Origin of the sequence: Saccharothrix texasensis, from assembly GCF_003752005.1 — a bacterium.
GTDB lineage: Bacteria > Actinomycetota > Actinomycetes > Mycobacteriales > Pseudonocardiaceae > Actinosynnema > Actinosynnema texasense.
In genome coordinates, this window is sequence record NZ_RJKM01000001.1 from 8,380,099 (window position 1) to 8,403,906 (window position 23,808).

Consider the following 23,808-nt stretch of genomic DNA (forward strand, 5'->3'; position numbering starts at 1 on the left):
CGGTTCTCCTAGCGCGCGGTGTGGTGCGGGGAGCCGGGGTCGGGGGTCGGGGTCCGGGGACGGGTGCGCAGACCGCTCATGCCGCCGTCGACGGCGAGGTCGGCGCCGGTGGTGGAGCCGGCGAGCGGGCTCGCCAGGTAGGCGATGGCGGCGGCCACCTCGTCGGCGGTCACGAGCCGTCCCGTGGGTTGGCGGGCGTTGAGCGCGGCGCGCTCGGCCTCGGGGTCGGCGGCGCGGTCGAGCAGGCGGCCGATCCACGGGGTGTCGGCGGTGCCCGGGTTGACGCAGTTGACGCGGATGCCGGCGGCGACGAGGTCGGCGGCGGTCGCGCGGGTGAGGGAGAGCACCGCGCCCTTGGTGGCGGAGTACAGGGCGCGGTCGGGCAGGCCGGCGGTCGCGGCGATGGAGCAGGTGTTGACGATCGCCGCGTGGTGGGACCGGCGCAGGTGCGGCAACGCGGCACGGGTGGTGCGCACGATGCCGAAGACGTTGACGTCGAAGACCCGCCGCCACTCGTCGTCCGGGTTGTCCTCGATGGTGCCCTGGGCGCCGATGCCGGCGTTGTTGACCAGGATGTCGATGCCGCCGAGCCGTTGCGCGGCCTGGTCGACGGCCGCCCGCACGCCGGCGTCGTCGGACACGTCGGCCCGGATGCCGACGAGCGGCTCCGGCAGGCCTTCCGGCGCGAGGTCGAGGCACGCGACGCGGGCGCCGCGGGAGGCCAGCAGCAGCGCGGTGGCCAGTCCGATGCCGGAGGCGCCACCGGTGACCACGGCGGCGAGGCCGGCGAGTTCGGGCGCGCTCACGCGGTGGCCTGCCGGTTCCAGACGGGCCCGTCGGGGAAGCGGTGGGCGGCGATGGACGCGGGGTGCAGTTCGGCGCTGATGCCGGGCGCGGTCGGGGGGAGGTAGTGGCCGCGGCGGATCCGCACCGGGTCGGTGAAGTGCTCGTGCAGGTGGTCGACGTACTCGATGACGCGGTCCTCCGTCGTGCCGCTGACGGCCACGTAGTCGAACATCGCCAGGTGCTGGACCATCTCGCACAGCCCGACGCCGCCCGCGTGCGGGCAGACGGGGACGCCGAACTTGGCGGCCAGCAGCAGGACGGCGACGTTCTCGGTGACGCCGGCGGTGCGGCTGGCGTCGAGTTGCAGGACGTCCAGGGAGCCGGCCTGGAGCAGTTGCTTGAACATCACCTGGTTGTGGGTGTGCTCGCCGGTGGCGACCTTCACCGGGGTCAGCGCCCGGCGGATGGCGGCGTGGCCGAGGATGTCGTCGGGTGACGTGGGTTCTTCGATCCAGTACGGGTCGTGGGGCAGCAGCGCGGTCATCCAGTCGATCGCCTGCCGCACGCCCCACGCCTGGTTGGCGTCCACGGCGATCCTGATGTCGGGTCCGACCGCCTCCCGGGCCAGCCGCAGCCGGCGCACGTCGTCGGCGAGGTCGGCCCCGACCTTGAGCTTGATCTGGGTGAACCCGTCGGCGACGGCCTCCCGCGACAGCCGCACGAGCTTCTCGTCGTCGTAACCGAGCCAGCCGGGGGTCGTCGTGTAGGCCGGGTAGCCGTGCCTCCGCAGGTGCGCCGCGCGTTCGGCGCGACCGGGTTCGGCGCGGCGGAGGATGTCCAACGCCTCGTCACGCGTGAGGGCGTCCTCCAGGTAGCGGAAGTCCACCAGGTCCACGAGCTGTTCCGGGGACGACTCCGAGAGCAGCTGCCACACCGGCTTGCGCTCGCGACGCCCGTACAGGTCCCAGACGGCGTTGACGACGGCGGCGGCGGCCATGTGGATGGCGCCCTTCTCCGGGCCGAGCCAGCGCAGCTGGCTGTCACCGGTCAGCCGGCGCGAGAACGCGCCCAGGTCGCCGAGGACCTCGTCCACCGGCAGGCCGACGACCAGCGGCGCCAAGGCGCGCACGGCGGCGACCTCGACGTCGTTGCCCCGTCCCACGGTGAACGCCAGCCCGTGCCCCTCCCCGCCCCCGCTGGTCCGGATGGTGACGTAGGCGGCGGAGTAGTCGGGCTCGGGGTTCATGGCGTCGGAGCCGTCGAGGTCGAGCGAGGTCGGGAACCGCACGTCGACCGCGTCGACGGCGGTGATCAGCTCAGTCATCGTGCCCGGCACTCCCGGTTCAGAGGTGCGACGAATCGATCCTGGACATGGGATGGATTTATAGGACTTCGCCGGGGCGATGTCCAGGTCGAGCAGCCAGATTCGGGTGAGAAAAGGTCATAGATACTGGTGGAACGCCTCTGGCGAGAATCTGCCGCTTCGGCGACACATCCCATCTCTTCCACGGAGATAGGATGTCTTGCTAGCCTGCCCCGGCGCGCACGCCACGTTCCGGGGAGATCCACCGCATGTCACTGACCGACAAGGCGATCGACCGCATCAGGGACCTGATCCAGTCGGGCGAGCTGCCACCGGGGTCCAAGCTCCCGCCGGAACAGCAGTTGGCCGCCGGGCTGGGCCTGTCCCGGAACCTGATGCGGGAGGCGGTCAAGGCGCTCGTCGTCGCGCGGGTGCTGGAGATCCGGCGGGGCGACGGCACCTACGTGACCAGCCTGGAGCCGGAGGTGCTGCTCGGCAGCATCGCGTCGGCGGTGGAGCTGCTCAGGGGCGACACCCTGTTGGAGCTGACCGAGGTGCGCCGGTTGTTCGAGCCGGTCGCCACCGGGCTCGCCGCCACCCGCATCTCCGCGGCGGAACTCGCCGAGGTCGAGCGCCACCTGCACGCGATGCGCCTGGCCCGTGACGACGTGGAGCTGCTGAACAAGCACGACGCCGCGTTCCACCGGGCGGTCGTGGCCGCCACCGGCAACGCCACCCTGACGACCCTGCTGGAGGGCATCTCCGGGCCCACGGTCCGGGCCAGGGTGTGGCGCGGCCTGGTCGACGACAACGCCGCCAGTCGCACGTTGGCCGAGCACGAGGCGATCTACCACGCCCTGGTCGACCGGGACGCCGTCCTCGCCCAGGCCGCCGCCCTGGTCCACATCACCACCACCGAGCGCTGGCTGCGCGAGCACGTCGACCGGGACGGCGACACCCGGCCCGGCGTCGACGGCCCGCCGCTGCCGACGTACCCGCAGTGAGGAGAACCCGATGAGACTGCTCCGCGTGGGCCCGGCGGGCGCCGAGCGGCCCGCCGTCCTGGACGCCGACGACGTCGCGCACGACCTGACCCCGCTCACGGCCGACATCGACGGCGCCTTCCTGGCGGGCGGCGGCGTGGACCGGGTCCGGCAGGCCCTGGCCGACGGCCTGCTGCCCGTCGTCGACCTCGCCGGGCAGCGCGTCGGCGCTCCCGTCGCCCGTCCCGGGAAGGTCGTCTGCGTCGGGCTCAACTACGCCGACCACGCCGCCGAGACCGGGACGCCGCCGCCCGCCGAGCCGGTGGTCTTCCTGAAGGCGGTGAACACCGTCGTCGGTCCGGACGACGCGGTGCTCGTCCCGCGCGGCAGCGTGAAGACCGACTACGAGGTCGAACTCGCGGTCGTCATCGGCCGCACCGCGCGCTACCTGGACTCGCAGGCCGACGCGGACGGGGTCATCGCGGGCTACGCCATCGCCGACGACGTCACCGAGCGGGCGTTCCAGCACGAGCGCGGCGGGACGTGGGACAAGGGCAAGTCGTGCGAGACGTTCAACCCGCTCGGCCCCTGGCTGGTCACGCCCGACGACGTGGGCGACCCGCAGGACCTGGCGATGCGGCTGTGGGTCAACGGCGAGCCGCGCCAGGACGGCCACACCAAGAACATGATCTTCGGCGTGCGCCACGTCGTGTGGTACCTCAGCCAGTTCATGGTGCTGGAGCCCGGGGACGTCGTCAACACCGGCACCCCGGCCGGCGTCGCGTTCGGCGCGAACGACTTCCCCTACCTGCGCGCCGGTGACGTGGTCGAGGCCGAGATCGACGGGCTGGGCCGGCAGCGCCACGTCCTCGGACAGGCGTGATGGCGTCCCCGGCGCGGTCGTGGTTCGCCGAACGCGTGCCGCTGGGCCGCTCCGACGTCACCGTGACCCGCCTCGGCCTGGGCACCGCGCCGCTGGCCGGCCTGTACTCGGCGGTGGGCGAGGACCAGGCGACCGCCGCGTTGGAGGCGGCGTGGGCGGCGGGCATCCGCTACTTCGACACCGCACCCCACTACGGCGCCGGACTGGCCGAACGACGCCTCGGCGCGTTCCTGGCCACCCGGCCACGCGCGGAGGCCGCGGTGTCGACCAAGGTCGGCCGGCTGCTGGTGCCGGGGGAGGCGACGGCGGGCGGTGAGGGCTTCCACGACGACCAGGGCCTGGTCCGGGTGCGCGACTACAGCGCCGAGGGCGTCTACCGGTCGCTCTCGGAGAGCCTGGAGCGGTCCGGCCTCGACTCCTTCGAGATCGCGTTGATCCACGACCCGGACGACCACTGGCAGGAGGCGGTCACCGGCGCGTACCCCGCGCTGGAACGCCTGCGCGCCGAGGGCGCGGTGCGGGCGATCGGCGCGGGGATGAACCAGACGGCGATGCTCACCCGGTTCGTCGCCGAGACCGACGTCGACTGCGTGCTCGTGGCCGGCCGGTACACCCTGCTGGACCGCACGGCGGCCGACGACCTGCTGCCGCTGTGCGCGCGGCGGCAGGTGGGCGTCATCGTCGGCGGTGTCTTCAACAGCGGCATCCTCGCGGACCCCGTCCCCGGCGCCACCTACGACTACGCACCCGCCACGGAGGACGTGTGGCGGCGAGTCCGCGCCCTGGCCGAGCGGTGCGCCGAGCACGGCGTCGCGCCGGCCGCCGCCGCGCTGCGGTTCCCGCTGCGGCACCCGGCGGTGACCGGCGTCGTCGTGGGCGCGCGCAGCGCGCGGGAAGTCACCGAGAACATCGCGCACGCCGCCACCGCGATCCCGGAGGCGCTGTGGGCGGAACTCGACGCGTCGGGGGTGACATGATCAGGCGCGAACCCGGCACGCGCGCGCCTGCCGCGGTCGCGCGAGGAGGATGAACGTGGCCGGACCGGACGTGGTCGACCTCGGCTTCGCCAGGGTCGACGTCGATCGCGAAGCGCGCCAGGGGCTGCCCGAGGTGATCTACGGCAGCGGCAAGACGCCCGAGCAGATCAGCGGGATCGTGCGGACGCTGTTGCGGCACAACGACGGCCCGGTGCTGGCCACGCGCGTGGACGACGACGTGGCGACGTCGGTGCTGGCCGCCGTGCCGGACGGCGCGTACGACCGCGAAGCGCGGTTGCTGGTGTGGCGTCCGGCGGCGTCGCTCGGGTTCGGCGTGGTGGTGGCCGTGGCGGGCACGGCGGACCTGCCGGTGGCGCGGGAGGCCGCGGCGGTGGCCGCCGCGACCGGCCTGGACGTCACCACGGTCACCGACGTGGGCGTGGCGGGGCTGCACCGGCTGCTCGCCGAGCAGGACCGGTTGCGGGCCGCGGACACCGTGATCGTCGTGGCGGGGATGGAGGGCGCCCTGGCCAGCGCGGTGGGTGGCCTGGTCGCCTGCCCGGTGGTGGCCGTGCCCACCTCGACCGGGTACGGCGCGGGGCTGGAGGGCGTCACCGCGTTGCTGGCGATGCACGCGTCCTGCGCGGCGGGCATCACGGTGGTGAACATCGACTCCGGCTTCGGCGCCGCGATGGCCGCGTTCCGGCTCGCCCGCGTGGCGCGGCGGAGGACGCCGTGAGCCGGGTCTGCGTGATCTCGCCGTTCACCGGGCTGGCCGGCGACATGCTGCTGGCCGCGCTGGTGGACGCGGGCGCGCCGCTGGAGGCGGTCCGGGCGGCCGTCGCCGACACCGGCCTGACCGGCTGGGACCTGGCCGTCACGCCGGTGCTCACGCACGGGCTCACCGGCCGCCGCGCGACCGTGTCGGTGACCGACGGTGCGACGAGCCGCAAGGCGGGCGAGCTGATCGCCATGGCGTCCCGGGTGCGCGACCGGGAGGTGGCGGAGGTGGCGGTCGCCGCGTTGCGCGCCATCGCCGAGGTCGAAGGACGCCTGCACGGCGAGGAGCCCGATCAGGTGCACCTGCACGAGCTGGGTGGTCACGACACCCTCGTGGACATCGTCGGCGTGGCCGCCGCGCTGCGCGCCCTGGACGTGCGGGCCGTGCACTGCGAGGCGTTGCCGATCGGCGCCGGGACGGTCCGCACCGCGCACGGTGTGCTGCCGTGCCCGGCCCCGGCGACCTCGGCGCTGCTGGCGGGGGCGCGCGTCGTGGGCACCAGCCTGTCCGGCGAGACCGTGACGCCGACCGCCGCCGCGCTGCTGCTCGCGATCGGCGCCGACTACGGCCCCGCGCCGGCGATGCGGATGGGGTCCACCGGCTACGGCGTGGGCACCAGGACGCTGCCCGACCGGCCCAACGTGGCCGTCGTCCGGCTCGGCGACCGGGAGCCCGCGGACGTGCGCGACCTGGTGGTGCTGGAGACGAACCTGGACGACGTGACGGGGGAGGTCCTCGGGTACGTCGTCGCGCTGCTGCTCGACTCGGGCGCGTTGGACAGCTGGATCACCCCCGTGACGATGAAGAAGGGCAGGCCGGGCCACGTGCTGCACGCGTTGGCGACACCGGAGGCCGCCGACGGGATCGAGCGCCGGATGCTCGTGGAGACGGGCACGCTGGGCGTGCGGCGGACCACCGTGCGGCGGGACGCCCAGCCCCGGGAGACCGACACCGTGCAGGTCCGGGGGATGCCGGTGCGCCGCAAGCACGGGCCGCACCACGGCAAACCTGAGTACGACGACGCCGTCACCGTCGCCCGGCAGACCGGTCTGCCGCTGCGCACCGTGCTCGGGATGGCCGCGCGAAGCACCGAGGAGCGTTGATGGACACCAGCACCGCCGCCACACGGCTCGTGGGACACCTCGCGGAGGTCGGCCCGGTCGCCGTGGCCTTCTCCGGCGGCGTGGACTCCGCGCTCGTGCTCGCCGCCGCCGCGCGCGCCCTGGGGCCCGACGCGGTGCTCGCGGTCACCGCCGACTCCGCGAGCCTCGCCGCCGCCGAGCTGGCCGCCGCGGTCGCGTTCGCCACCGGCCTCGGCGTGCGGCACCTGGCGCCCGGCACCGCGGAGCTGGACAACCCCTCGTACGCGGCGAACGGCCGCGACCGCTGCTACTTCTGCAAGTCCACCGTGCTGGACACCATCACCGCCGTCGCGCGGGACCACGGTGTGGCCTCGGTGGCGACCGGCGTGAACGCCGACGACGCGCACGACCCGTTCCGGCCGGGCATCCGCGCCGGCGACGAGATCGGCGTGCGCACCCCGCTGCGCGACCTCGGCCTGACCAAGGCCGACGTCCGCGCGGTGAGCCGCCACTGGGGACTGTCCACCTGGGACAAACCGGCGATGCCCTGCCTGGCCAGCCGCGTGCGCTACGGGGTGGCGATCACCCCAGCCCGCCTGGCCAGGGTGGAACGCGCCGAGGTGGCGGTCCGGGCGTGGCTGGCGGACGCGGGCACCCCGACCCGGGACCTGCGCGTGCGCGACCTCGGCGACACGGGCCGGGTCGAGCTGGACCCGCACCTGGTCGACCGGCCCGAGCTCGCGCCCGCCCTGGCGGAGGTCGTCCGGGCGGCGGGTTTCGAGGGCGTCGAACTGGCCGTGTTCCGGTCGGGCGCCCTGAACCACGAGTGAACCCGGTCCCGCGCGTCCGGGCGGCCTGACAGGAGCACCGACCAGCCGGGCGCGGCCGTGCGGGCGGCGCGAACGCGGATCGGCAGAGCGCGTCTCCCCGGCGCGGTGGCCGCCCGTGCCGCCGTCCTCGTCCCGGATCCGCTTGCCCCGCACCGGGTTCCGGCCGGGATGTCGGGCTGCTGCGCTGGATGGAGCAGCACGCGGTCCACGGCCGGTGGCTAAAGTGAACGCTCACATCTTTAGCTTTGACCGGCCGAATCGCGCGTCGCTACATTCGACTGGCAATCGGGGTCGCCCGCCGTCCGCGACCCGACCCCGCCGGTGTCGGTCGGACGACGCTGGGCCGCCGCGCGTCGCGCGAGCCACGACACCGAACAGCGAAGGGACCCGAGACCATGGAACACCCATCCCGGCGACATCGCGTCGTGCACGCCGTGTCCGCGGCCCTGCTGGTGGCGGCGGGCATGGTGACGGTGCTGAACGCCGAACCCGCCCGCGCGCTGGACAACGGCGTGGCGCGCACCCCGCCGATGGGGTGGAACTCGTGGAACACGTTCGGCTGCAACATCAACGAGGCGTTGATCCGGCAGATGGCCGACGCGATGGTCAGCTCCGGCATGCGTGAAGCGGGCTACCAGTACGTGGTGGTGGACGACTGCTGGATGAACCCCAACCGCGACTCGTCGGGCAACCTGCAGGGCGACCCGAGCCGGTTCCCCAGCGGCATGAAGGCGCTGGGCGACTACATCCACTCCAAGGGCTTGAAGTTCGGCATCTACCAGGCGCCGCTGGCCGAGACGTGCGCGCAGTACTTCGACTCCTACCCCGGCTCCACGGGGGCGCTGAACCACGAGGAGCAGGACGCCCGGCAGTTCGCCGCCTGGGGCGTGGACTTCCTGAAGTACGACTGGTGCTCGCCCAGCGGCACGATCGACGACCAGGTGCGCACCTTCGCGAAGATGCGCGACGCCCTCAAGGCCACCGGGCGGCCGATCGTCTACAGCATCAACTCCAACAGCATCCACGACAAGACCGGGCCCCGCCGCAACTGGGGCGACATCGCGAACATGTGGCGCACCACCGAGGACATCACCAACAAGTGGGACACCGGGCAGACCAACGGCTACCCGATGGGCGTGCAGAACATCGTCAACGTCACCGTGCCCCTGTGGTCCTACGCCAAGCCGGGCGCGTTCAACGACCAGGACATGATGGAGGTCGGCCGCGGAGGCATGACCGACACCGAGATGCGCAGCCACTTCGCCTTGTGGGCGGTCATGGCGTCACCGCTCATCGCCGGCAACGACCTGCGCAACATGAACGCGGCCACGTCCACGATCCTCAAGAACGCCAACCTCATCGCCATCAACCAGGACCCGCTCGGGGTGCAGGCCATCGAGGTCTCCAACGACGGCACCCGCCGCGTGCTGGCCAAGCGGCTGTCCAACGGCGAGGTCGCGGTGGCGCTGTTCAACCAGGGCTCGACGACGACCACGGTGTCCACCAACGGCTTCTCCGTCGGGTTGGAAGGCGTGTCGTTCACCCTGCGGGACGTCTGGACGGACGCGGTCACCGGGACGAGCGGCAACATCTCCGCGTCCGTGCCCGCCCACGGCACCGTCGTCTACCGGGCGTCCGGGTCCGGCTGGCCGACCAGCACCACGACCACCACGACGACGACCACCACCACGACCACCACTCCGGAGCCGAGCGGCTCCTGCCGGGTCACGAACACCGTGAACGCCTGGGGCAACGGCCTGACCTCGGACATCACCATCACCAACACTGGGTCCGCGCCCATCGCCGGGTGGTCGTTGGCGTTCGCCCTGCCCGCCGGGCAGACCATCACCTCGGGCTGGAACGCGAGCTACTCGCCGTCCTCCGGGCAGGTGACGGCCAGGAACGTCTCCTACAACGGCGACATCGCACCGGGCGCGTCGGTCGGCATCGGCTTCCAGGCCACCCACACGGGCGACGCGGCCAAACCCGCGTCGTACACCCTCAACGGCGCGGCCTGCACCACCTGACCGGCAGGCGGGTGTGCCGGTCAGGCCGGCACGCCGAGTCCGCGCTCGCGCAACCATGCCAGCTGCTCGACCGGGTTGGAGCCGTAGCCGCCCCCGTGGTCGGCGAAGGGCCACACGGTCATGGTCCGGTCCTCGCCCGCGTAGTGGTTGAACGCCGCGTAGACGGTGGAAGGAGGGCAGATCGGGTCCATCAGGCCGACGCTGAACAGCGCCGGCGTCGTGGCCCGCTGGGCGAAGTGGACGCCGTCGAAGTAGGACAGCGTGGTGAAGGTCCGCTCTACGTGCCGGCGGCTGTGCCAGCGCAGGTACTTCGCGAGCTCCTCGTACGGCCCCTCGCCGCTGATCTCCGCCGCCCGGCGGTAGTGGCACAGGAAGGGCACGTCCGGCATGACCGCGGCCACGTCGTCCGACGCCGGCCCCGCGACGGCGAGCGCCAGACCGCCGCCCTGGCTCCCGCCGGTGACGACCACCCGCCGGTGGCCCAGCCCGGGCAGGTCGGCGACCGCGTCCACCGCCCGGACGCAGTCGGTGATGAGACGCCGGTAGTAGTAGTGCTCGGGGGAGTCGACGCCGCGGGTCATGAAGCCCTCGGCCCACTGGGTGCCGTTGCCCTCCGTCGTGTCCGGCGTGTCGTGGCCCTGGCCGCGGCTGTCGACGACGAGGTGCGCGTACCCGGCGGCCGACCAGAGCAGGTGGTCGGTGGGCAGGCCGCGACCTCCGGTGTAGCCGATGTAGGTCACGACGACGGGCAGCGGGCCTTCGGCGCCGCGCGGGCGCAGCAGCCAGGCGGCCACCGGTTCGCCGTTCCAGCCGGGGAACCGGACGTCGTCCACCTCGACGGAGCGCAGCAGGTGCCGGTCGGTGACCCGTTGGCCAGTGGTGAAGCGCTTCGACGTTCGCATTCGGCCGGCCGCCCTGTCAATCGGCGAACCCCCAAATGAGACTGTTCAAGCGCTTCAACAGAAGGAGTGATCGTGACCGACGAACCGCGCGTCATCCACTGGGGCCACGGCAGCCTGGCGGTCGAGTTCGGCCTCGGCGCGGACGGCGTCCTCCGGCTGACCCGCCTCGGCTCGCCCGGTGACGCGCCGGGTGGGCGCCACCCCGGTGCGCCGGTGCCGCTGGTGGCCGTGACGGCGGTCGGTCACGGCCGCACCTGGTCGGGCGACCGCTTCATCCACACCGCGATCGGTGAGCGGCTCCGCTACCGGGCGCACCGCTCGACCCACGAGGACGGGTGGCACACGCTCGTCGTCGAACTCGACGACCCGGTGACCGGCCTGGTCGCCGAGGTGGTCTACGGCTCGCCGGACGGCGTGCCCGTGCTGCGCGGCGAGGTCCTGCTGCGCAACGAGGGAGAGACCGTCCTCCCGCTCCAGGCGGTCAGCTCGCTCGCGGTGGGGTGCCTCACCCCGGGACGGGCGGACGCGCTGGACGACGCCGACCTGCTGTGGGCGGACAACGACTGGCTCGCCGAGTGCCGCTGGCGGCGCAGCCCGCTGCGGCTGACCTCGCCCGCCCTCAACGGGCGCGTGCGGACCCCCGACGGCCGGGGCGCGTTCGTGCTGGCGGGCGTCGGCGCCTGGTCCAGCGGCGGCCGGTTGCCGATGGGGGGCCTGGCCGACCGCCGGACCGGCCGGACGTGGCTGTGGCAGGTGGAGCACAACGGCGGCGGCTGGCGCTGGGAGTGCGGCGAACGCGAGGAGTCGGCCTACCTGGCGGTGTTCGGCCCCTGCGACAGCCACCACGGCTGGCGTCACGACCTCGAACCGGGCGCGGAGTTCCGCACCGTGCCCGCTGCCCTCGCGTTCGGCGCGGACGGCGGGCCCGACACCGCCTTCGCCGCGCTGACCGACTACCGCCGTGCGACGCGTCGACCCCACCCCGACCACGAGAGCCTGCCCGTCATCTTCAACGACTACATGAACTGCCTGATGGGCGACCCCACCGCCGCCAAGCTGCTGCCGCTGGTGGACGCCGCGGCCGAGGCGGGCGCGGAGCACTTCGTCATCGACGCCGGCTGGTACGCCGACGAGACCGAGAACTGGTGGGACACCGTCGGCCCCTGGGAGGCCTCGCGCTCCCGCTTCCCCGGGCCGCGCGGCCTGCACGAGGTCCTGGACCGCATCCGGGACCGCGGCATGGTGCCCGGCTTGTGGCTGGAGCCGGAAGTGGTCGGCGTCCGCAGCACGGTCGCCGACGCGCTGCCCGAGGAGGCGTTCTTCCGGCGCGACGGCGTGCGCGTGGTCGAGGCGGGCCGCTACCAGCTCGACCTGCGCCACCCCGCCGCCCGCGCCCACCTCGACCGGGTGGTGGACCGCCTGGTCGGCGAGTGGGGCGTCGGGTACCTCAAGCTGGACCACAACATCGACGCCGGTCCCGGCACCGGCGACAACCCCGGCGCCGGTCTGCTCGGCCACAACCGCGCGCACCTGGACTGGCTCGACGGCGTCCTCGACCGCCACCCGCGCCTGGTGCTGGAGAACTGCGCCTCCGGCGGTATGCGCATGGACCACGCGCTGCTGTCCCGGATGCAGGTGCAGTCCACCAGCGACCAGCAGGACCTGGTGCTCTACGCGCCCATCGCCGCCGCCGCGCCCACCGCGATGACCCCGGAGCAGGGCGCGGTGTGGGCCTACCCGCAGCCGGAGGACTCGCTGGACGAGGTCGCCTTCACCATGGTCAACGCGCTCCTCGGCCGGATGCACCTGTCGGGGCGGATCTCGGAGCTCCGCCCCGAGGCCCGTGCTCTCGTGCACGAGGCGGTGGCGGTGTACAAGGACATCCGCGCCGACCTGCCGCTGGCCGTGCCCGCCTGGCCGCTCGGTCTGCCCGCCTGGGACGACCCGTGGATCGCGCTCGCCCTGCGCACACCCGACACCACCTACCTCGCCGCGTGGCGGCGACCCGGCGCGGAGGGCGCCGTGACGCTGCGCCTGCCGCACCTGCGCGGCGCGGACGTCGTGGTCGACCTGCTCTACCCCGGTGCCGGCGGGGCCGCCACGACGTGGCACGGTGACCAGGCCGACCTGGTGCTCGCGCTGCCGACGGCGCCGTCCGCCGTGCTGACGAGGCTTTGTTTGCGTTAACAAGATTGCTCACCGTGCAAAGCGGGTTCCGGGACCTGAGTGGTCTGGTCCACGTGAAGTGAGCGCTAACAATTTTAGCTTTCCCCGGCGTTGACCACCGCCCGAGTCGCCGGCTAGATTGGCTCGAAAGTGAAGGTTATTCCGTCGAAAATTTCGAACCTGCCGGCCGGGAGTGCGCCCGGGCGCGACCTCCCATCGAGGACGGTGGTCCGCGCGGGGCCGATCCGGTGCGGCTCCCGCGATCCGGTCACCGCGCGACTCCGCCCCGCGTGGTGACCGCCAACCACGCACTCGATGCAGGAACGGCAGAAAAGAGTCTTCGATGATCACGCGTAGGCTTCTCGGGCCCGCGTTGGCGGCGGTGCTCCTCACCGCGGCGGCGACCGGCACGGCGTTGAGCGGAGGGCTCGGCGAGACCGCGCCGGCCGCGCAGGTCGGCGCACTCGCGTCGAGCGCGGGCTGCGGCAAGACCCCGACGCTGCGCAGCGGCACGCACACGATCCAGAGCAGCGGCAAGAGCCGCAGCTTCATCCTGCGGGTGCCCGACGGCTACGACAACACCCGTCCCTACCGGCTGATCTTCGGGTTCCACTGGCGTGGCGGCACGATGAACGACGTGTCCTCGGGCGGGACCAGCGGGACGGCGTGGTCGTACTACGGGATGCAGGAGCAGTCGAACAACAGCGCGATCCTGGTGGCGCCGCAGGGCCTGGGCAACGGGTGGGCCAACTCCGGCGGCGAGGACGTGGTGTTCACCGATGACATGCTCAAGCGGATCGAGGCGGACCTCTGCGTCGACACCGCGCTGCGGTTCGCGATGGGGTTCAGCTACGGCGGCGGCATGAGCTACGCGCTGGCGTGTGCCCGCGCGACGGTGTTCCGCGCGGTCGTGGTGTACGCGGGCGCGCAGTTGAGCGGGTGCAGCGGCGGCAGCCAGCCGATCGCGTACTTCGGCATGCACGGCATCACCGACAACGTGCTGAACATCTCGCAGGGCCGGTCGTTGCGCGACCGGTTCGTGGCGAACAACGGGTGCACGCCGCAGAGTCCCCGCGAGCCGGCCAACGGCAGCATGTCCCACATCACGACGACGTACTCGTGCCGCGCCGGGTACCCGGTGCAGTGGGCCGCGTTCGACAACGGCCACATGCCCGGCCCGGTCGACGGCACCTACACCGAGAGCGGCATCCGGACCTGGACCAAGGGCGAGGCCTGGAAGTTCATCTCCCAGTTCCAGGGCGGCCCCGGCACCACCACGACCACCACGACCAGCACCACGACCACGACGACGACGACCACCACCACCACCACGACCACGAACCCGCCCGGTGACGGTTGCCGGGTGACCGACACCGTCAACGCGTGGAACGGCGGTCTGACGTCGGAGATCGCCATCACGAACACCGGCAGCGCGCCGATCAACGGCTGGTCGCTGGTGTTCACCCTGCCGGGCGGGCAGACGATCACCTCCGGGTGGAACGCCTCCTACTCGCCCGCGTCGGGACAGGTCACGGCCAGGAACGTCTCCTACAACGGCGCCATCGCCCCCGGTGCGACGGTGAGCATCGGCTTCCAGGCCAACCACACCGGCAACGCCGGCGAGCCGTCCTCGTTCACCCTCAACGGCGCGGCCTGCAGCGTCGCCTGACACCACCGGTCGCGCCGGCAAGCGACCGGGAGGGAACCGCCGAAGGCCGGTCACGGCCTTCGGCGGTCCTCCTCGTCGACGCGACCCCGGGTCAGGCCGTCGTGCCGGTGACCGCCCCGCCCGACTCGGTGACGTGGTACGTCACCCGGGCGCCGCTCCAGCAGTGGAACGTGAGCGTCACCCGGGAGTCGTCCCTGACGGAGGCGGAGAACTCCGGCGTCAGCGCGGTGCGACCGCCCGGGTAGCCGGGCGTGAACGTCCGGTCGTACTCCTTGAAGGACGTCCAGTCGTTCGGGCCCGCGTTGGCGCTGTCGTCGTACTTGCATCGTGGCGAGCTGGTCGCCGCGGAAGGCCGTCAGCACCGCGTTCGTGCCGTAGCCCCCGCAAGCCGCTCAGCCTGGTCAGCGCCGCGGCGGTCAGGGCGAGCCGGTCACCCTCGACCGCGTAGTCCCGGCCGCGCGCCGGCTTCGTGCTGCCCTGGTACAGGCCGATCTGCGCGTACAGCTCCGGGTCGCACCACCGGAACGTGGTCCGGTCCAGGTGCTGCCCGTTGTCCCACAACATCGTGGTGAGCTTCCTGGTGCGCGCGTAGTGGCCGAGGTACTCGAAGAACTTCAGCTTCTCGCCCTGCTCGACGGTGCCGGTGTGCCGGTCGAAGCCCAGCAGGCCGTACTCGCCGATGACCACCGGGAGGCCGCGCTCGTGCGCGCCGTCGAGCATCGGCCGGACCCAGTCGAGGTCGAACCGGCCGTTCTCCGGTTCCCAGGTGGACCACACGGACTCGCCGACCCGGATGCCGGTGAACCGCGCCCGCGAGGTGGATCGATCCATGGCGGTGACCTCCGCGGTCGGTGGAACTGCTGCGGCGGGTGGAGCCCGCGCGGGACGCCGGTCAGCTGTCGAGCGGCTCGTCGTCGGCCCAGTCGAAGTGGACGGCGCCCGAGGTGGCGTACAGGCCGATGACCCGGCCGGTGAAGCCGCCGGCGACCTCGGTGGAGAGGTGGCGGCCGTCGAGGGTGGCGAGGGCGGTGAACCCGTCCGGTCCGTCGATGCCGAAGGACAGGGTGTCGGGTCCGGTGCGCGCGTCCCGGAGGGTCTTCTCCTCGCGCACCTCGACGCCGAGGACCAGCGGTCCGGCCGGCGTCGCCTGGGACGCCACCACCGCCTTCAGCGAGCCGACGCGGGCGAGCACCCGCACCTCGCCGGCGGTCGCCTCGATCTCGTAGTGGTGCTCCTCGTCCAGCCGCACCGCGAGACCGCCCGTCCCGCCGGTGGCGTCCACGAGCGTGCGCACCCGGCAGGACCGGTGGCGCTGGCGGCGGCCCACGAACACGACGTCGCGCTCGTCCAGGGACTCGCCGCGCGCGTGGAGGGTCAGCCACCCGGCGCGCTCCCCGGTGGTGCAGTGCCGTTCCCGGCGGTCGCGCAGCGAGATCCAGGACGGGTGCAGCACCGGGAGGTCGAAGTCGTCGCGGCCCGAGGCGTCCCGTTCCGCCCGCAACGGCCAGGGCACGGTCCCCTCCGGCTCCAGCGGTCCGACGACCGGCCAGTCGTCCACCCAGGTGACGGGCGCGAGGAACGTCTCGCGGCCCAGCACGTGCCAGCCGGGTGTCCCGCCGCCCGGCCGCACGCCTAGCAGCACCAGCCACCACGAGCCGTCCGGCCCCCGCACGAGGTCGCCGTGCCCGGTGTTCTGGATCGGGTGGTCGGTGCTCCGGTGGGTCAGCACCGGGTTGGCCGGGCAGGGCTCGAACGGGCCGGCGGGCGTGCGGCCGCGGGCGACCGAGACGCCGTGGCCGCGTTCGGTGCCGCCCTCGGCGATCAGCAGGTACCAGTACTCGCCGATCCGGTACAGGTGCGGCGCTTCCGGGGCCTTCGCGCCGGGCGTTCCCGACCAGATCCGCCGCGGCGCGTCGAGCACCTGCCCGGTGAGCGGGTCGATCCGCACCTGGGACACCCCGGCGACCGTGCACCAGCAGTTGCCGTCGTCGTCCCACGCGAGGTCGGGGTCGATGCCGGGCAGGTCGGGCAGCAGGACCGGGTCCGACCACGGTCCGGCGGGGTCGGTGGCGCTGACCAGCAGGTTGCCGTCACCGCTCACGTTCGTGGTGATGAGCCAGAACCGGCCGTCGTGGTGGCGCAGGGTCGGCGCGTAGACGCCGGCGGACGACGGCGAGTCCAGCGGGAGGCGCAGCTGCTCGGGCCGGTCGAGCACGTTGCCGAGCTGCGTCCAGCGCACCAGGTCGCGGCTGTGGAAGATCGGCACGCCGGGGAAGTACTCGAAGCTGGAGCAGACGAGGTAGTAGTCGTCGCCGACGCGGCAGACGCTCGGGTCGGGGTGGAAGCCCGCGATCACGGGGTTGGCGAACGTGCTGTGGTCCGGTGACATCCCATCAGGTCCTTCGTGGTCGGGGCGCGCTCCAGCGCACCGGTGCGGCGCGGCGCACGGTGCGGTCGACGGGGTCGGGTGGGGGTCAGGGCATCCGGAGCACGGCGCAGCCGTGCGGCGGCAGCTCGGTCAGCGGGCCGTCGGTGAGCAGGTCGTGCGCGGCCCGGGGGAGCGGGACGGCGTCACCGCCGTGGTTGAGCAGGAAGCGCCACGCGCCCCGGGTGACGGCCTCCACGCCGGGCGGCCACTCGCGGACCACGCCGGCTTCGCCCAGGAGCCGCTGGACCAGCGCGCCGTAGTCGCCGGTGTCGAGGACGGTGGAGAGGTACCAGCCGCGCCCGTCGCCGAAGGAGTGGCGGGTGAGCGCCGGGTGGCCGGCGAGCATCCCGTGCGTGTAGGCGGAGACGGCCTCGGCGCCGTCGAGGCGCAGGTACTCGCTCCACGCGGTGCCGTGCGCGCCGTCGGACAGCGCGACGCGTTCCCCCTGCCGCAACGGGCGCGGTTCTTCGACCCGGACGCCGAGGGCTTCGCGCAGCGGCCCGGCCGGGTAGCCGCCGAGCCGGGCGTGGGGGCGTTCGTCGACCACGCCGCCGAAGTGCTGCAGGAGCAGGGTGCCGCCGCCGGCGACGTAACGCCGCAGGTTCGCCGCGCCCGCGTCGGTCACCAGCGGCAGGGCCGGCGCCAGCACCAGCCGGTAGCGGCTCAGGTCGTGCTCCGGGTGGGCGAAGTCGGTCACCACCCCCGCGTCCCACAACGCCCGGTGCGCGCGGCGCAGCATCGAGTGGTAGCCCGGCTCCGGCGAGGGCAGGCCGTCCGCCTCCGACGCCCACCACGCCTCGGCGTCGTGCAGCACGGCCACCTCGGCGGTCACGGTCGACCCGGCCACCTCGGCGAGCCGGGCGACCGCCTCGCCGAGCGCCCGCACCTCGCGGAAGATCCGGCTGTCCGGTCCGGCGTGCGGCACCATCGCCGAGTGCCACGTCTCGGCGCCCGCCTTCGACTGGCGCCACTGGAAGAACAACGCGCCGTCCGAGCCGCGCGCGATGTGGCCCAGCGTGTGCCGGAAGATGTCGCCCGGGTCCTTCGGCAGCACCCGGCCTTCGGCGTAGACGGTGTTCGCGCCCTGCTCCATGAGCAACCACGGCCGGCCGCCGCCGAGCGAACGGGCGCGGTCCGCGCCGAACGCGGTGTCCGCCGCCGCGTCGAGGCCGGGCCGGTCCGGGTAGTGGTCGATGGTCACGAAGTCCAGCTCGCGGCCGAACGCCCACAGGTCGAGGTTCTGGTAGCCGGGCAGCATCAGGTTGGTGGTCACCGGCCGGTCGCTGTGCGCGCGGATCTCGTCGCGCTGCTCCCGGTAGGCGGCGAGCGCCACGTCGGAGAAGAAGCGGCGGAAGTCCAGCGACTGCCCGGGGTTGTGGTGCCACTGCGTGGCGCGCGGCGGCAGGACCTCGTCCCACGAGTGGTAGCGCTGGCTCCAGAACGCCGTGCCCCACGCCTCGTTGAGGGCGTCCAGCGTGCCGTGCCGGTCGCGCAGCCAGGTGCGGAACGCGGCGGCGGCGTGGTCGCAGAAGCAGAGCGTGGCGTACTCGTTGTGCACGTGCCACAGCGCGACCGCCGGGTGCCGGCCGTAGCGCTCGGCGAGGGCGGCGGCGACCCGGCGGGCCGCGTCGCGGTAGGCCGGCGCGGCGAGGCAGTAGGTGTCGCGGCTGCCGTGCACGAGCCGGACGCCCTCGGCGGTCACCGGCAGCGCGTCCGGGTGCGCCCTGGTGAACCACGGGGGAGGGGAGGCGGTCGGCGTGGCCAGGTCGACGGCGACGCCGCCCGCGTGCAGCCGGTCGAGGTGGGCGTCGAGCCAGGCGAAGTCGTAGCGGCCCTCCTCGGGTTCCAGCAGGGCCCAGGAGAACACGCCGACCGTGGCGAGGTTGACCCGCGCGCGGCGCATCAGCTCGTCGTCCTCGGCCCAGACCGCCTCGTCCCACTGCTCGGGGTTGTAGTCACCGCCGAACGCGAGCCCGTCGAGCCGTCCGGTCAGCTTCCGGGTCGTCATGCCTGCTCCTCGTGCCGTGGCAGCCGTGCGTCGTCGCGCACGGCCAGGGGGATGCGCTCGGTCGGCACGCCGTCGACCGGGGTCGCGGAGGTGCATTCGGCGCTCCTGGCGGTGGTGGTGGTCCGTCGCCCCCGAAGGCCGGGGCGGCGGACGCGGAAGGAGCCCGCTCGCGGGCCTCAGGACGAGCTCGGGGTCCGGCTGCGGTGCTGGCTGGTGCTCTCCCGGACGGTCAGGACGGGGCGGAGCAGGGTGAGCTCGTCGTCCGGCACCTCGTCGCGGCCGGCGGCGGTGATCCGCCGCAGGAGCTGCTCGACGGCGACCCGGCCGAGTTCCTGGGCCGGGCCGGTGACCGCCGTCAGCGCGGGCGCGTACTGCTCGGCGAGCAGCTCGGGGCACAGCGCGATCACCGAGGCGTCCTCGGGCACCGTCCGCCCGCTGATGCGCAGCAGGCTGAGCAGCGGGCCGATCGCGCCCTCGTTCTGCACCACGAACCCCGTGGTGTCCGGCCGGTCGGCGAGGATGCGGGCCAACGTCCCGGCGGTGCTCTCGTAGGTGCCCTCGCACGGCCGGTGCACGAACCGCAGGCCGCGCTCCTCGGCGCGTTCCCGGAAGCCCATCAGGGTGCGCTCGGCGTACCCGGCGTGCCGCTGGTACACCCCCGAGCCGTACCCGATGAACGCGACCTCCCGGTGACCGAGGTCGGCCAGGTGGTCCGCGCACGACGCGCCCGCCGCCGCGAAGTCGTGGTCCACGCAGGACAGGCCGCTCGGGTCGTCGGGCAGGCCGATGAGCGCGGCCTGCGTGCGCAGCTCGCGCAGCACCGGGATGCGCTCGTCGGCCAACCCGACGTCCATCAGGATCACGCCGTCCGCCAGCCCGCTCAGCGCGACCCGGCGCACGCCCTCCGGGCCTTCGTCGTTGGTGATCAGCAGCACGTCGTAGCCGTGCTGGCGGGCCGTCACGGTGACCGAGATGGCGATCTGCATCATGATCGGCACGTACACGTCGGCGCGCAGCGGGACCACCAGGGCGACTATGTGGGAGCGCTTCGCGGCCAGCGCCCTGGCGCCGGCGTTGGGGTGGTAGCCGAGCTCGGCCACCGAACGCTCGACGCGGCGTCGGGTCTCCTCGGAGATCGAGCGCTTGCCGCTGAGCACGTAGCTGACCGTGCTGGCGGACACGCCCGCGTGCCTGGCCACATCGGCAAGTGTCACCATGCGTGATGCTCCTGCTTTCTCGTTCTTCCCGGGCCCGCTGCGGCGCCCGCGTGCGCCTAGTGTGCCGGGTCAGCCCTTGACCGCCCCGGTGAGCACGCCGACGCGGAAGTGCTTCTGCATGAACGGGTACACCAGCAGCAGCGGCACGATCGTCAGCACCACCACCGCCATCTGCAACGACAGCGGCGCGGTCTGCGCGAACTGCGAGCCGAAGCCGGAGTTCACCGACCCGGGCAGCCCGTTGCCCCGGTTGACGTAGGTCAGCAGCACGTACTGCAGCGGCCACTTCTCGCTGTCGGTCGGCATGTAGAGCATCACGTTGAAGAACGAGTTCCAGTAGCCCACGCCGTAGAACAGGGCGACGACCGCGGTCACCGCCCGTGACGTCGGCAGCACGATCGACCACAGGATCCGCCAGTCGCCGGCGCCGTCGATCCGCGCCGCCTCGATCAGGTCCGCCGAGGTGTCCGAGTAGAAGGCCCGCAGCACCAGGATGTTGAACACCGACACCGCGCTGGGCAGGATCAGCGCCCACCACTGCCCGTAGCCGCCGAGCTCGGTGACGACCAGGAAGGTCGGGATCAGGCCGCCGCTGACGAACATGGTGAGGATCAGCAGCACCAGGATGAAGCGGTGGGCCACCGAGCCGGACCGGGACAGGCCGTAGGCGCACAGGATCGACACGACCATGGACACCGCGGTGCCGACCGCGGTGATGCCGAGGCTGACCAGCAGCGCGTTGCGCACCGTGGAGTCGCCGAGCATCACGCGGTAGGCCTCGAAGGTCACGTCGGTCGGCCAGAGCACCAGGCCGCCCGCGCGGTTGACCGCCGCCTGGGTGGACAGGCTGGTCACGACGATGATCCACAACGGCACCAGGACCACCGCCACGACCACGCCCAGGGTCAGGCCCTTGGCGGTCTGACCGGCCGCGGTCGGGGGCTCCTCCCAGGCCGGCCGGGTGGCGCGCTTGCGCTGCCGGACGGGCCTGCGCCCGGCGGTCTCGCGCCGGTCCTCGGTGCGTTCGATGCTGAGCGTCTCGGTCATTTCCGGTACAACCCGTCTTCGCCGAAGGCGTGCGCCAGCTTGTTCGCGCCCCAGATGAGCAGCAGCGAGATGACGCTCTTGAACAACCCGGCCGCCGCCCCGTAGCTGTAGTTGTTGGTGGCGATGCCGTAGTAGAACGCGAAGGTGTCGAGCACGTCGGCCGCCTCGTGGCCGACCGCCTCCCGCTGGATCAGGAACTGCTCGAACCCGACGGTGAGCGCGTTGCCCAGGCGCAGCACCAGCATGAGCATGATGACGCCGGCCATCCCGGGCAGGGTGATGTGCCACAGCCGCCGCCACCGCCCGGCGCCGTCCACCGCCGACGACTCGTACAGGTCGGTGTTGATGGCGGCGAGCGCGGCGAGGAAGACGATGATCGACCAGCCGGCCTCCTTCCAGATCGCCTGCGAGGTGACCAGCAGCACGAAGGTGTCCGGGTTGGTCATGATGTCCCAGGTGCTGACGTCGTTGCCGCGCAGGAACTGGTTGAGCAGCCCCGCACCGCCGAACATCTGCTGGAAGATCGTGATCGCGAGCACCCACGAGAAGAAGTGCGGCAGGTAGGCGATGGACTGGATGAGGTTGCGCAACCGCTCGCTGAGCACCGAGTTGAGCAGCAGGGCCAGCGCGATCGGGATCGGGAAGAACAGGATCAGCTGCACGAAGCTGAGGTACAGCGTGTTCGTCAGCGAGCCCCAGAACAGCGAGTCCCCGAACAGGGTGGTGAACTGGTCGAAGCCCACCCACTCGCTGTTCCACACCCCCACCAGCGGGTTGTAGTCCTGGAACGCGGTCAGCAGCCCGAACAGCGGCACGTAGTTGAAGACCAGGAGCAGGACGACGGCGGGCACGGTCATCAGCAGCAGCGACCGGTCCCGCCGCAGCCTCGCCCGCAGGCTCAGCTTGTTCCTGCGCGCGGGCGGCTCCGCGGTCACGGAGCTCATTGCCCGGTCCCGTACTTCTGCAGCACGTTCTCGTCCATCCACTGGACCAGCTTGTCGCCGCCACCGCTGGACTTCCAGGTGGTGATGGCCTCCTTCACCTCCGCGACCTTCTTCTTGCCGTGGTAGCAGTCCTTGATGGCGTCCTCGACGGCTTGCGCCGCGTCGGCGGTGGCCATCGACCGCGGCAGGCTGATGTTCATGTTCCAGAACACCGGCTTGCGCAGGTGCTTGACGTTCGCGGCCTGCCAGGCGGTGAGGTCCTTGGTGACGGTGTCCGAGCCGGGGTTGCTGACCACGGCGGGCGGCGAGGCCAGGAACGGGAAGGTCTGCGCCTGGACGTTCTTCTTGCCCTCCTCGGTGGCGGTCGGCACGCCGTCGACCATGGTGTGGTGCACGCCCTCGACACCGAAGTTGACCAGCGTGTACTCCACCGAGCCGAACGGCGCGGCCAGGTAGTTCGCGACCGCCAGCAGCTCCTCGACCTGCTCCGGCTTCAGGCTGCTGTTGAGGTAGCTCATGATGCTGGTGGAGGGGCCCATCTCGACCAGCGGGTCGCCCTTGCCGTCCGCGGTGAAGTAGTCGAGGGAGCCCCGCCGGAAGTTCGGGTTGGCGGCCGTGCCGGACTGGTGGTCGGCCGCGTTCCAGACGCCGGTGCCGCCGCCGCTGATGAGCACCTTGCCGGAGTAGAAGCGCACGTTGCCGTCGGCGTTGTTGCCGGCCAGCGCGTCCGGGTGCAGGTAGCCGGAGGTCGCGAGCCGGTAGTGCCACTCCAGGGCGTCCAGCAGCTCCGGCAGGTCGTACTTGTGGATCAGCTTGCCGTTCTCCACCCGCCACTTGAGCGGCACGTTCCACGACGGGAACAGGTAGGTCCACACGTCGTCGAAGGCCCACACGCCGCCCTTGGCGTCGGTCAGCTCCTTGCCCAGGTTCATCAGGTCCTCGGCGGACTTCACCTGGTCCGCGGTGATGCCCCTGGCCTCCAGGACGTCGCGGCGGTAGAACGTGGTGCCGGCGACGACGTACCCGCTGGAGAACGACGGGATGCCGTAGATCTTGTCGCCCCAGGCGCCGGCCCGCCAGGCGCCCGTGGGGATGGCCGCGAGGTTGGGGTACTTCTTGATGTTGTCGCCGGACAGGTAGGGCGTCAGGTCCGCGAGCTGCGACCCGGCCAGCTCGCCGACGCTGAAGTTGGAGTTCCACCAGGTCGGCAGCTGGATCCAGTCGGGCAGCCGCTTGGCGGCGGTCATCGTGGGGATGATCGTGGCGTAGTTGTTGCCGTCGGCGGGCTTCATGTCGAGCGTGACGCCCAGCGCCTTGTTCATCGCCTGGTAGAACGAGTTGTCCGAGGGCGGGATCGTGCCCCACAGGGGCGTGACGGTCGTGTACCTGCCGCCCTTGCCCGGCACGCCGGACACGGTGGCGACCCGGTTCGACGGGTAGGACAGGAAGCCGGGGTCGGTCAGGACGTCCGGGCCGCCGGCGATGGAGGCGATGTCCGGGTTGATCGAGGTGCTGGGCACGTAGTTGGGCAGCGCGGACCTGAGGGCTTCGCTGTTCGCGCCGGTCTTCTGCTCCACGCCGCCGCCGCAAGCGGACAGCAGGCCACCCATGGCCGTGAGTCCCGCGACCGAGGCCGTGACGCTCAGGAACCTCCGGCGATTCAGCTCAATCCCCATGACAGGGTCCACCCTTCTACGTTGAAAGCGGTGTGTCGAAGCGCTTAGACGATGCCGGAGACTAATCATGTGACGTGGCGCACGGCAAGAGCCACTTCC

The 23,808-nt window shown here is 72.5% G+C and carries 19 protein-coding genes and 1 pseudogene; 9 read left to right on the forward strand and 11 right to left on the reverse strand.

From position 1 onward, the window contains the following. Positions 1-8 precede the first annotated feature (8 nt). Both EDD40_RS37655 and EDD40_RS37660 read right to left on the reverse strand, forming a co-directional pair. On the reverse strand, positions 9-806 hold the full coding sequence (locus EDD40_RS37655; protein WP_123747104.1) for an SDR family NAD(P)-dependent oxidoreductase: 798 nt from the start codon (positions 804-806) through the stop codon (positions 9-11). Further along, complete coding sequence (locus tag EDD40_RS37660; RefSeq protein ID WP_123748577.1) at positions 803-2,110, reverse strand: enolase C-terminal domain-like protein; 1,308 nt, start codon at positions 2,108-2,110, stop codon at positions 803-805. The genes EDD40_RS37655 and EDD40_RS37660 overlap by 4 nt, the downstream gene beginning before the upstream one ends. 248 nt (positions 2,111-2,358) lie before the next feature. Between EDD40_RS37660 and EDD40_RS37665 the strand changes: the two genes are divergently transcribed. From EDD40_RS37665 to EDD40_RS37695, 7 genes are all read left to right on the forward strand, one after another. Further along, the gene (locus EDD40_RS37665; RefSeq protein ID WP_123747105.1) at positions 2,359-3,093 is read left to right on the forward strand and encodes a FadR/GntR family transcriptional regulator; all 735 of its coding nucleotides are present in this window, start codon (positions 2,359-2,361) and stop codon (positions 3,091-3,093) included. A gap of 10 nt (positions 3,094-3,103) precedes the next feature. Then, positions 3,104-3,955: a fumarylacetoacetate hydrolase family protein gene (locus tag EDD40_RS37670; RefSeq protein WP_123747106.1), complete on the forward strand. Its 852-nt coding sequence runs from the start codon at positions 3,104-3,106 to the stop codon at positions 3,953-3,955. Next, complete coding sequence (locus EDD40_RS37675) at positions 3,955-4,932, forward strand: aldo/keto reductase (RefSeq protein ID WP_123748578.1); 978 nt, start codon at positions 3,955-3,957, stop codon at positions 4,930-4,932. Before EDD40_RS37670 ends, EDD40_RS37675 begins: the two co-directional genes overlap by 1 nt. A 55-nt stretch (positions 4,933-4,987) precedes the next feature. After that, positions 4,988-5,671, forward strand: a complete 684-nt coding sequence (gene larB / locus EDD40_RS37680; protein ID WP_246038182.1) for a nickel pincer cofactor biosynthesis protein LarB — start codon at positions 4,988-4,990, stop codon at positions 5,669-5,671. After that, positions 5,668-6,816, forward strand: coding sequence for a nickel pincer cofactor biosynthesis protein LarC (larC, locus tag EDD40_RS37685; RefSeq protein ID WP_246038183.1), 1,149 nt, complete (start codon positions 5,668-5,670; stop codon positions 6,814-6,816). Before larB ends, larC begins: the two co-directional genes overlap by 4 nt. Further along, a complete protein-coding gene (larE, locus tag EDD40_RS37690) occupies positions 6,816-7,625 on the forward strand; it encodes an ATP-dependent sacrificial sulfur transferase LarE (protein WP_123747108.1) in 810 nt (269 codons plus the stop codon). Before larC ends, larE begins: the two co-directional genes overlap by 1 nt. Positions 7,626-8,020: 395 nt before the next feature. Continuing rightward, entirely contained in the window at positions 8,021-9,652 is a 1,632-nt protein-coding gene (locus EDD40_RS37695) for a cellulose binding domain-containing protein (protein ID WP_123747109.1), read from the forward strand. A gap of 20 nt (positions 9,653-9,672) precedes the next feature. On the opposite strand, the gene EDD40_RS37700 is transcribed toward EDD40_RS37695, so the two are convergent. Beyond that, a complete protein-coding gene (locus EDD40_RS37700; protein WP_123747110.1) occupies positions 9,673-10,554 on the reverse strand; it encodes an acetylxylan esterase in 882 nt (293 codons plus the stop codon). A gap of 72 nt (positions 10,555-10,626) precedes the next feature. Between EDD40_RS37700 and EDD40_RS37705 the strand changes: the two genes are divergently transcribed. Then, a complete protein-coding gene (locus EDD40_RS37705) occupies positions 10,627-12,741 on the forward strand; it encodes a glycoside hydrolase family 36 protein (RefSeq protein WP_123748580.1) in 2,115 nt (704 codons plus the stop codon). A gap of 322 nt (positions 12,742-13,063) precedes the next feature. After that, positions 13,064-14,389 (forward strand): CE1 family esterase, encoded by a 1,326-nt coding sequence (locus tag EDD40_RS37710; protein ID WP_123747111.1) that lies wholly within the window; start codon positions 13,064-13,066, stop codon positions 14,387-14,389. 91 nt (positions 14,390-14,480) lie between these two features. Here EDD40_RS37710 and EDD40_RS42930 read toward each other — a convergent pair. The 8 genes and pseudogenes from EDD40_RS42930 to EDD40_RS37745 all read right to left on the reverse strand — a co-directional run. Beyond that, positions 14,481-14,657, reverse strand: a pseudogene (locus EDD40_RS42930) (hypothetical protein); the annotation flags it as partial. Continuing rightward, complete coding sequence (locus EDD40_RS42935) at positions 14,609-15,220, reverse strand: beta-galactosidase (protein WP_211348332.1); 612 nt, start codon at positions 15,218-15,220, stop codon at positions 14,609-14,611. The pseudogene EDD40_RS42930 and the gene EDD40_RS42935, both read right to left, overlap by 49 nt. A gap of 61 nt (positions 15,221-15,281) precedes the next feature. After that, positions 15,282-16,778 (reverse strand): glycoside hydrolase family 43 protein, encoded by a 1,497-nt coding sequence (locus tag EDD40_RS37720; RefSeq protein WP_123747112.1) that lies wholly within the window; start codon positions 16,776-16,778, stop codon positions 15,282-15,284. A gap of 85 nt (positions 16,779-16,863) precedes the next feature. Next, positions 16,864-18,825, reverse strand: a complete 1,962-nt coding sequence (locus EDD40_RS37725) for a beta-galactosidase (protein ID WP_123747113.1) — start codon at positions 18,823-18,825, stop codon at positions 16,864-16,866. A gap of 176 nt (positions 18,826-19,001) precedes the next feature. Then, positions 19,002-20,042, reverse strand: a complete 1,041-nt coding sequence (locus tag EDD40_RS37730) for a LacI family DNA-binding transcriptional regulator (protein WP_123747114.1) — start codon at positions 20,040-20,042, stop codon at positions 19,002-19,004. Between the two features lie 69 nt (positions 20,043-20,111). Further along, a complete protein-coding gene (locus EDD40_RS37735; RefSeq protein WP_123747115.1) occupies positions 20,112-21,089 on the reverse strand; it encodes a carbohydrate ABC transporter permease in 978 nt (325 codons plus the stop codon). Then, positions 21,086-22,033, reverse strand: coding sequence for an ABC transporter permease (locus EDD40_RS37740; protein WP_123747116.1), 948 nt, complete (start codon positions 22,031-22,033; stop codon positions 21,086-21,088). The genes EDD40_RS37735 and EDD40_RS37740 overlap by 4 nt, the downstream gene beginning before the upstream one ends. Beyond that, a complete protein-coding gene (locus EDD40_RS37745) occupies positions 22,030-23,709 on the reverse strand; it encodes an ABC transporter substrate-binding protein (RefSeq protein ID WP_170185355.1) in 1,680 nt (559 codons plus the stop codon). The genes EDD40_RS37740 and EDD40_RS37745 overlap by 4 nt, the downstream gene beginning before the upstream one ends. Positions 23,710-23,808 lie beyond the last annotated feature (99 nt).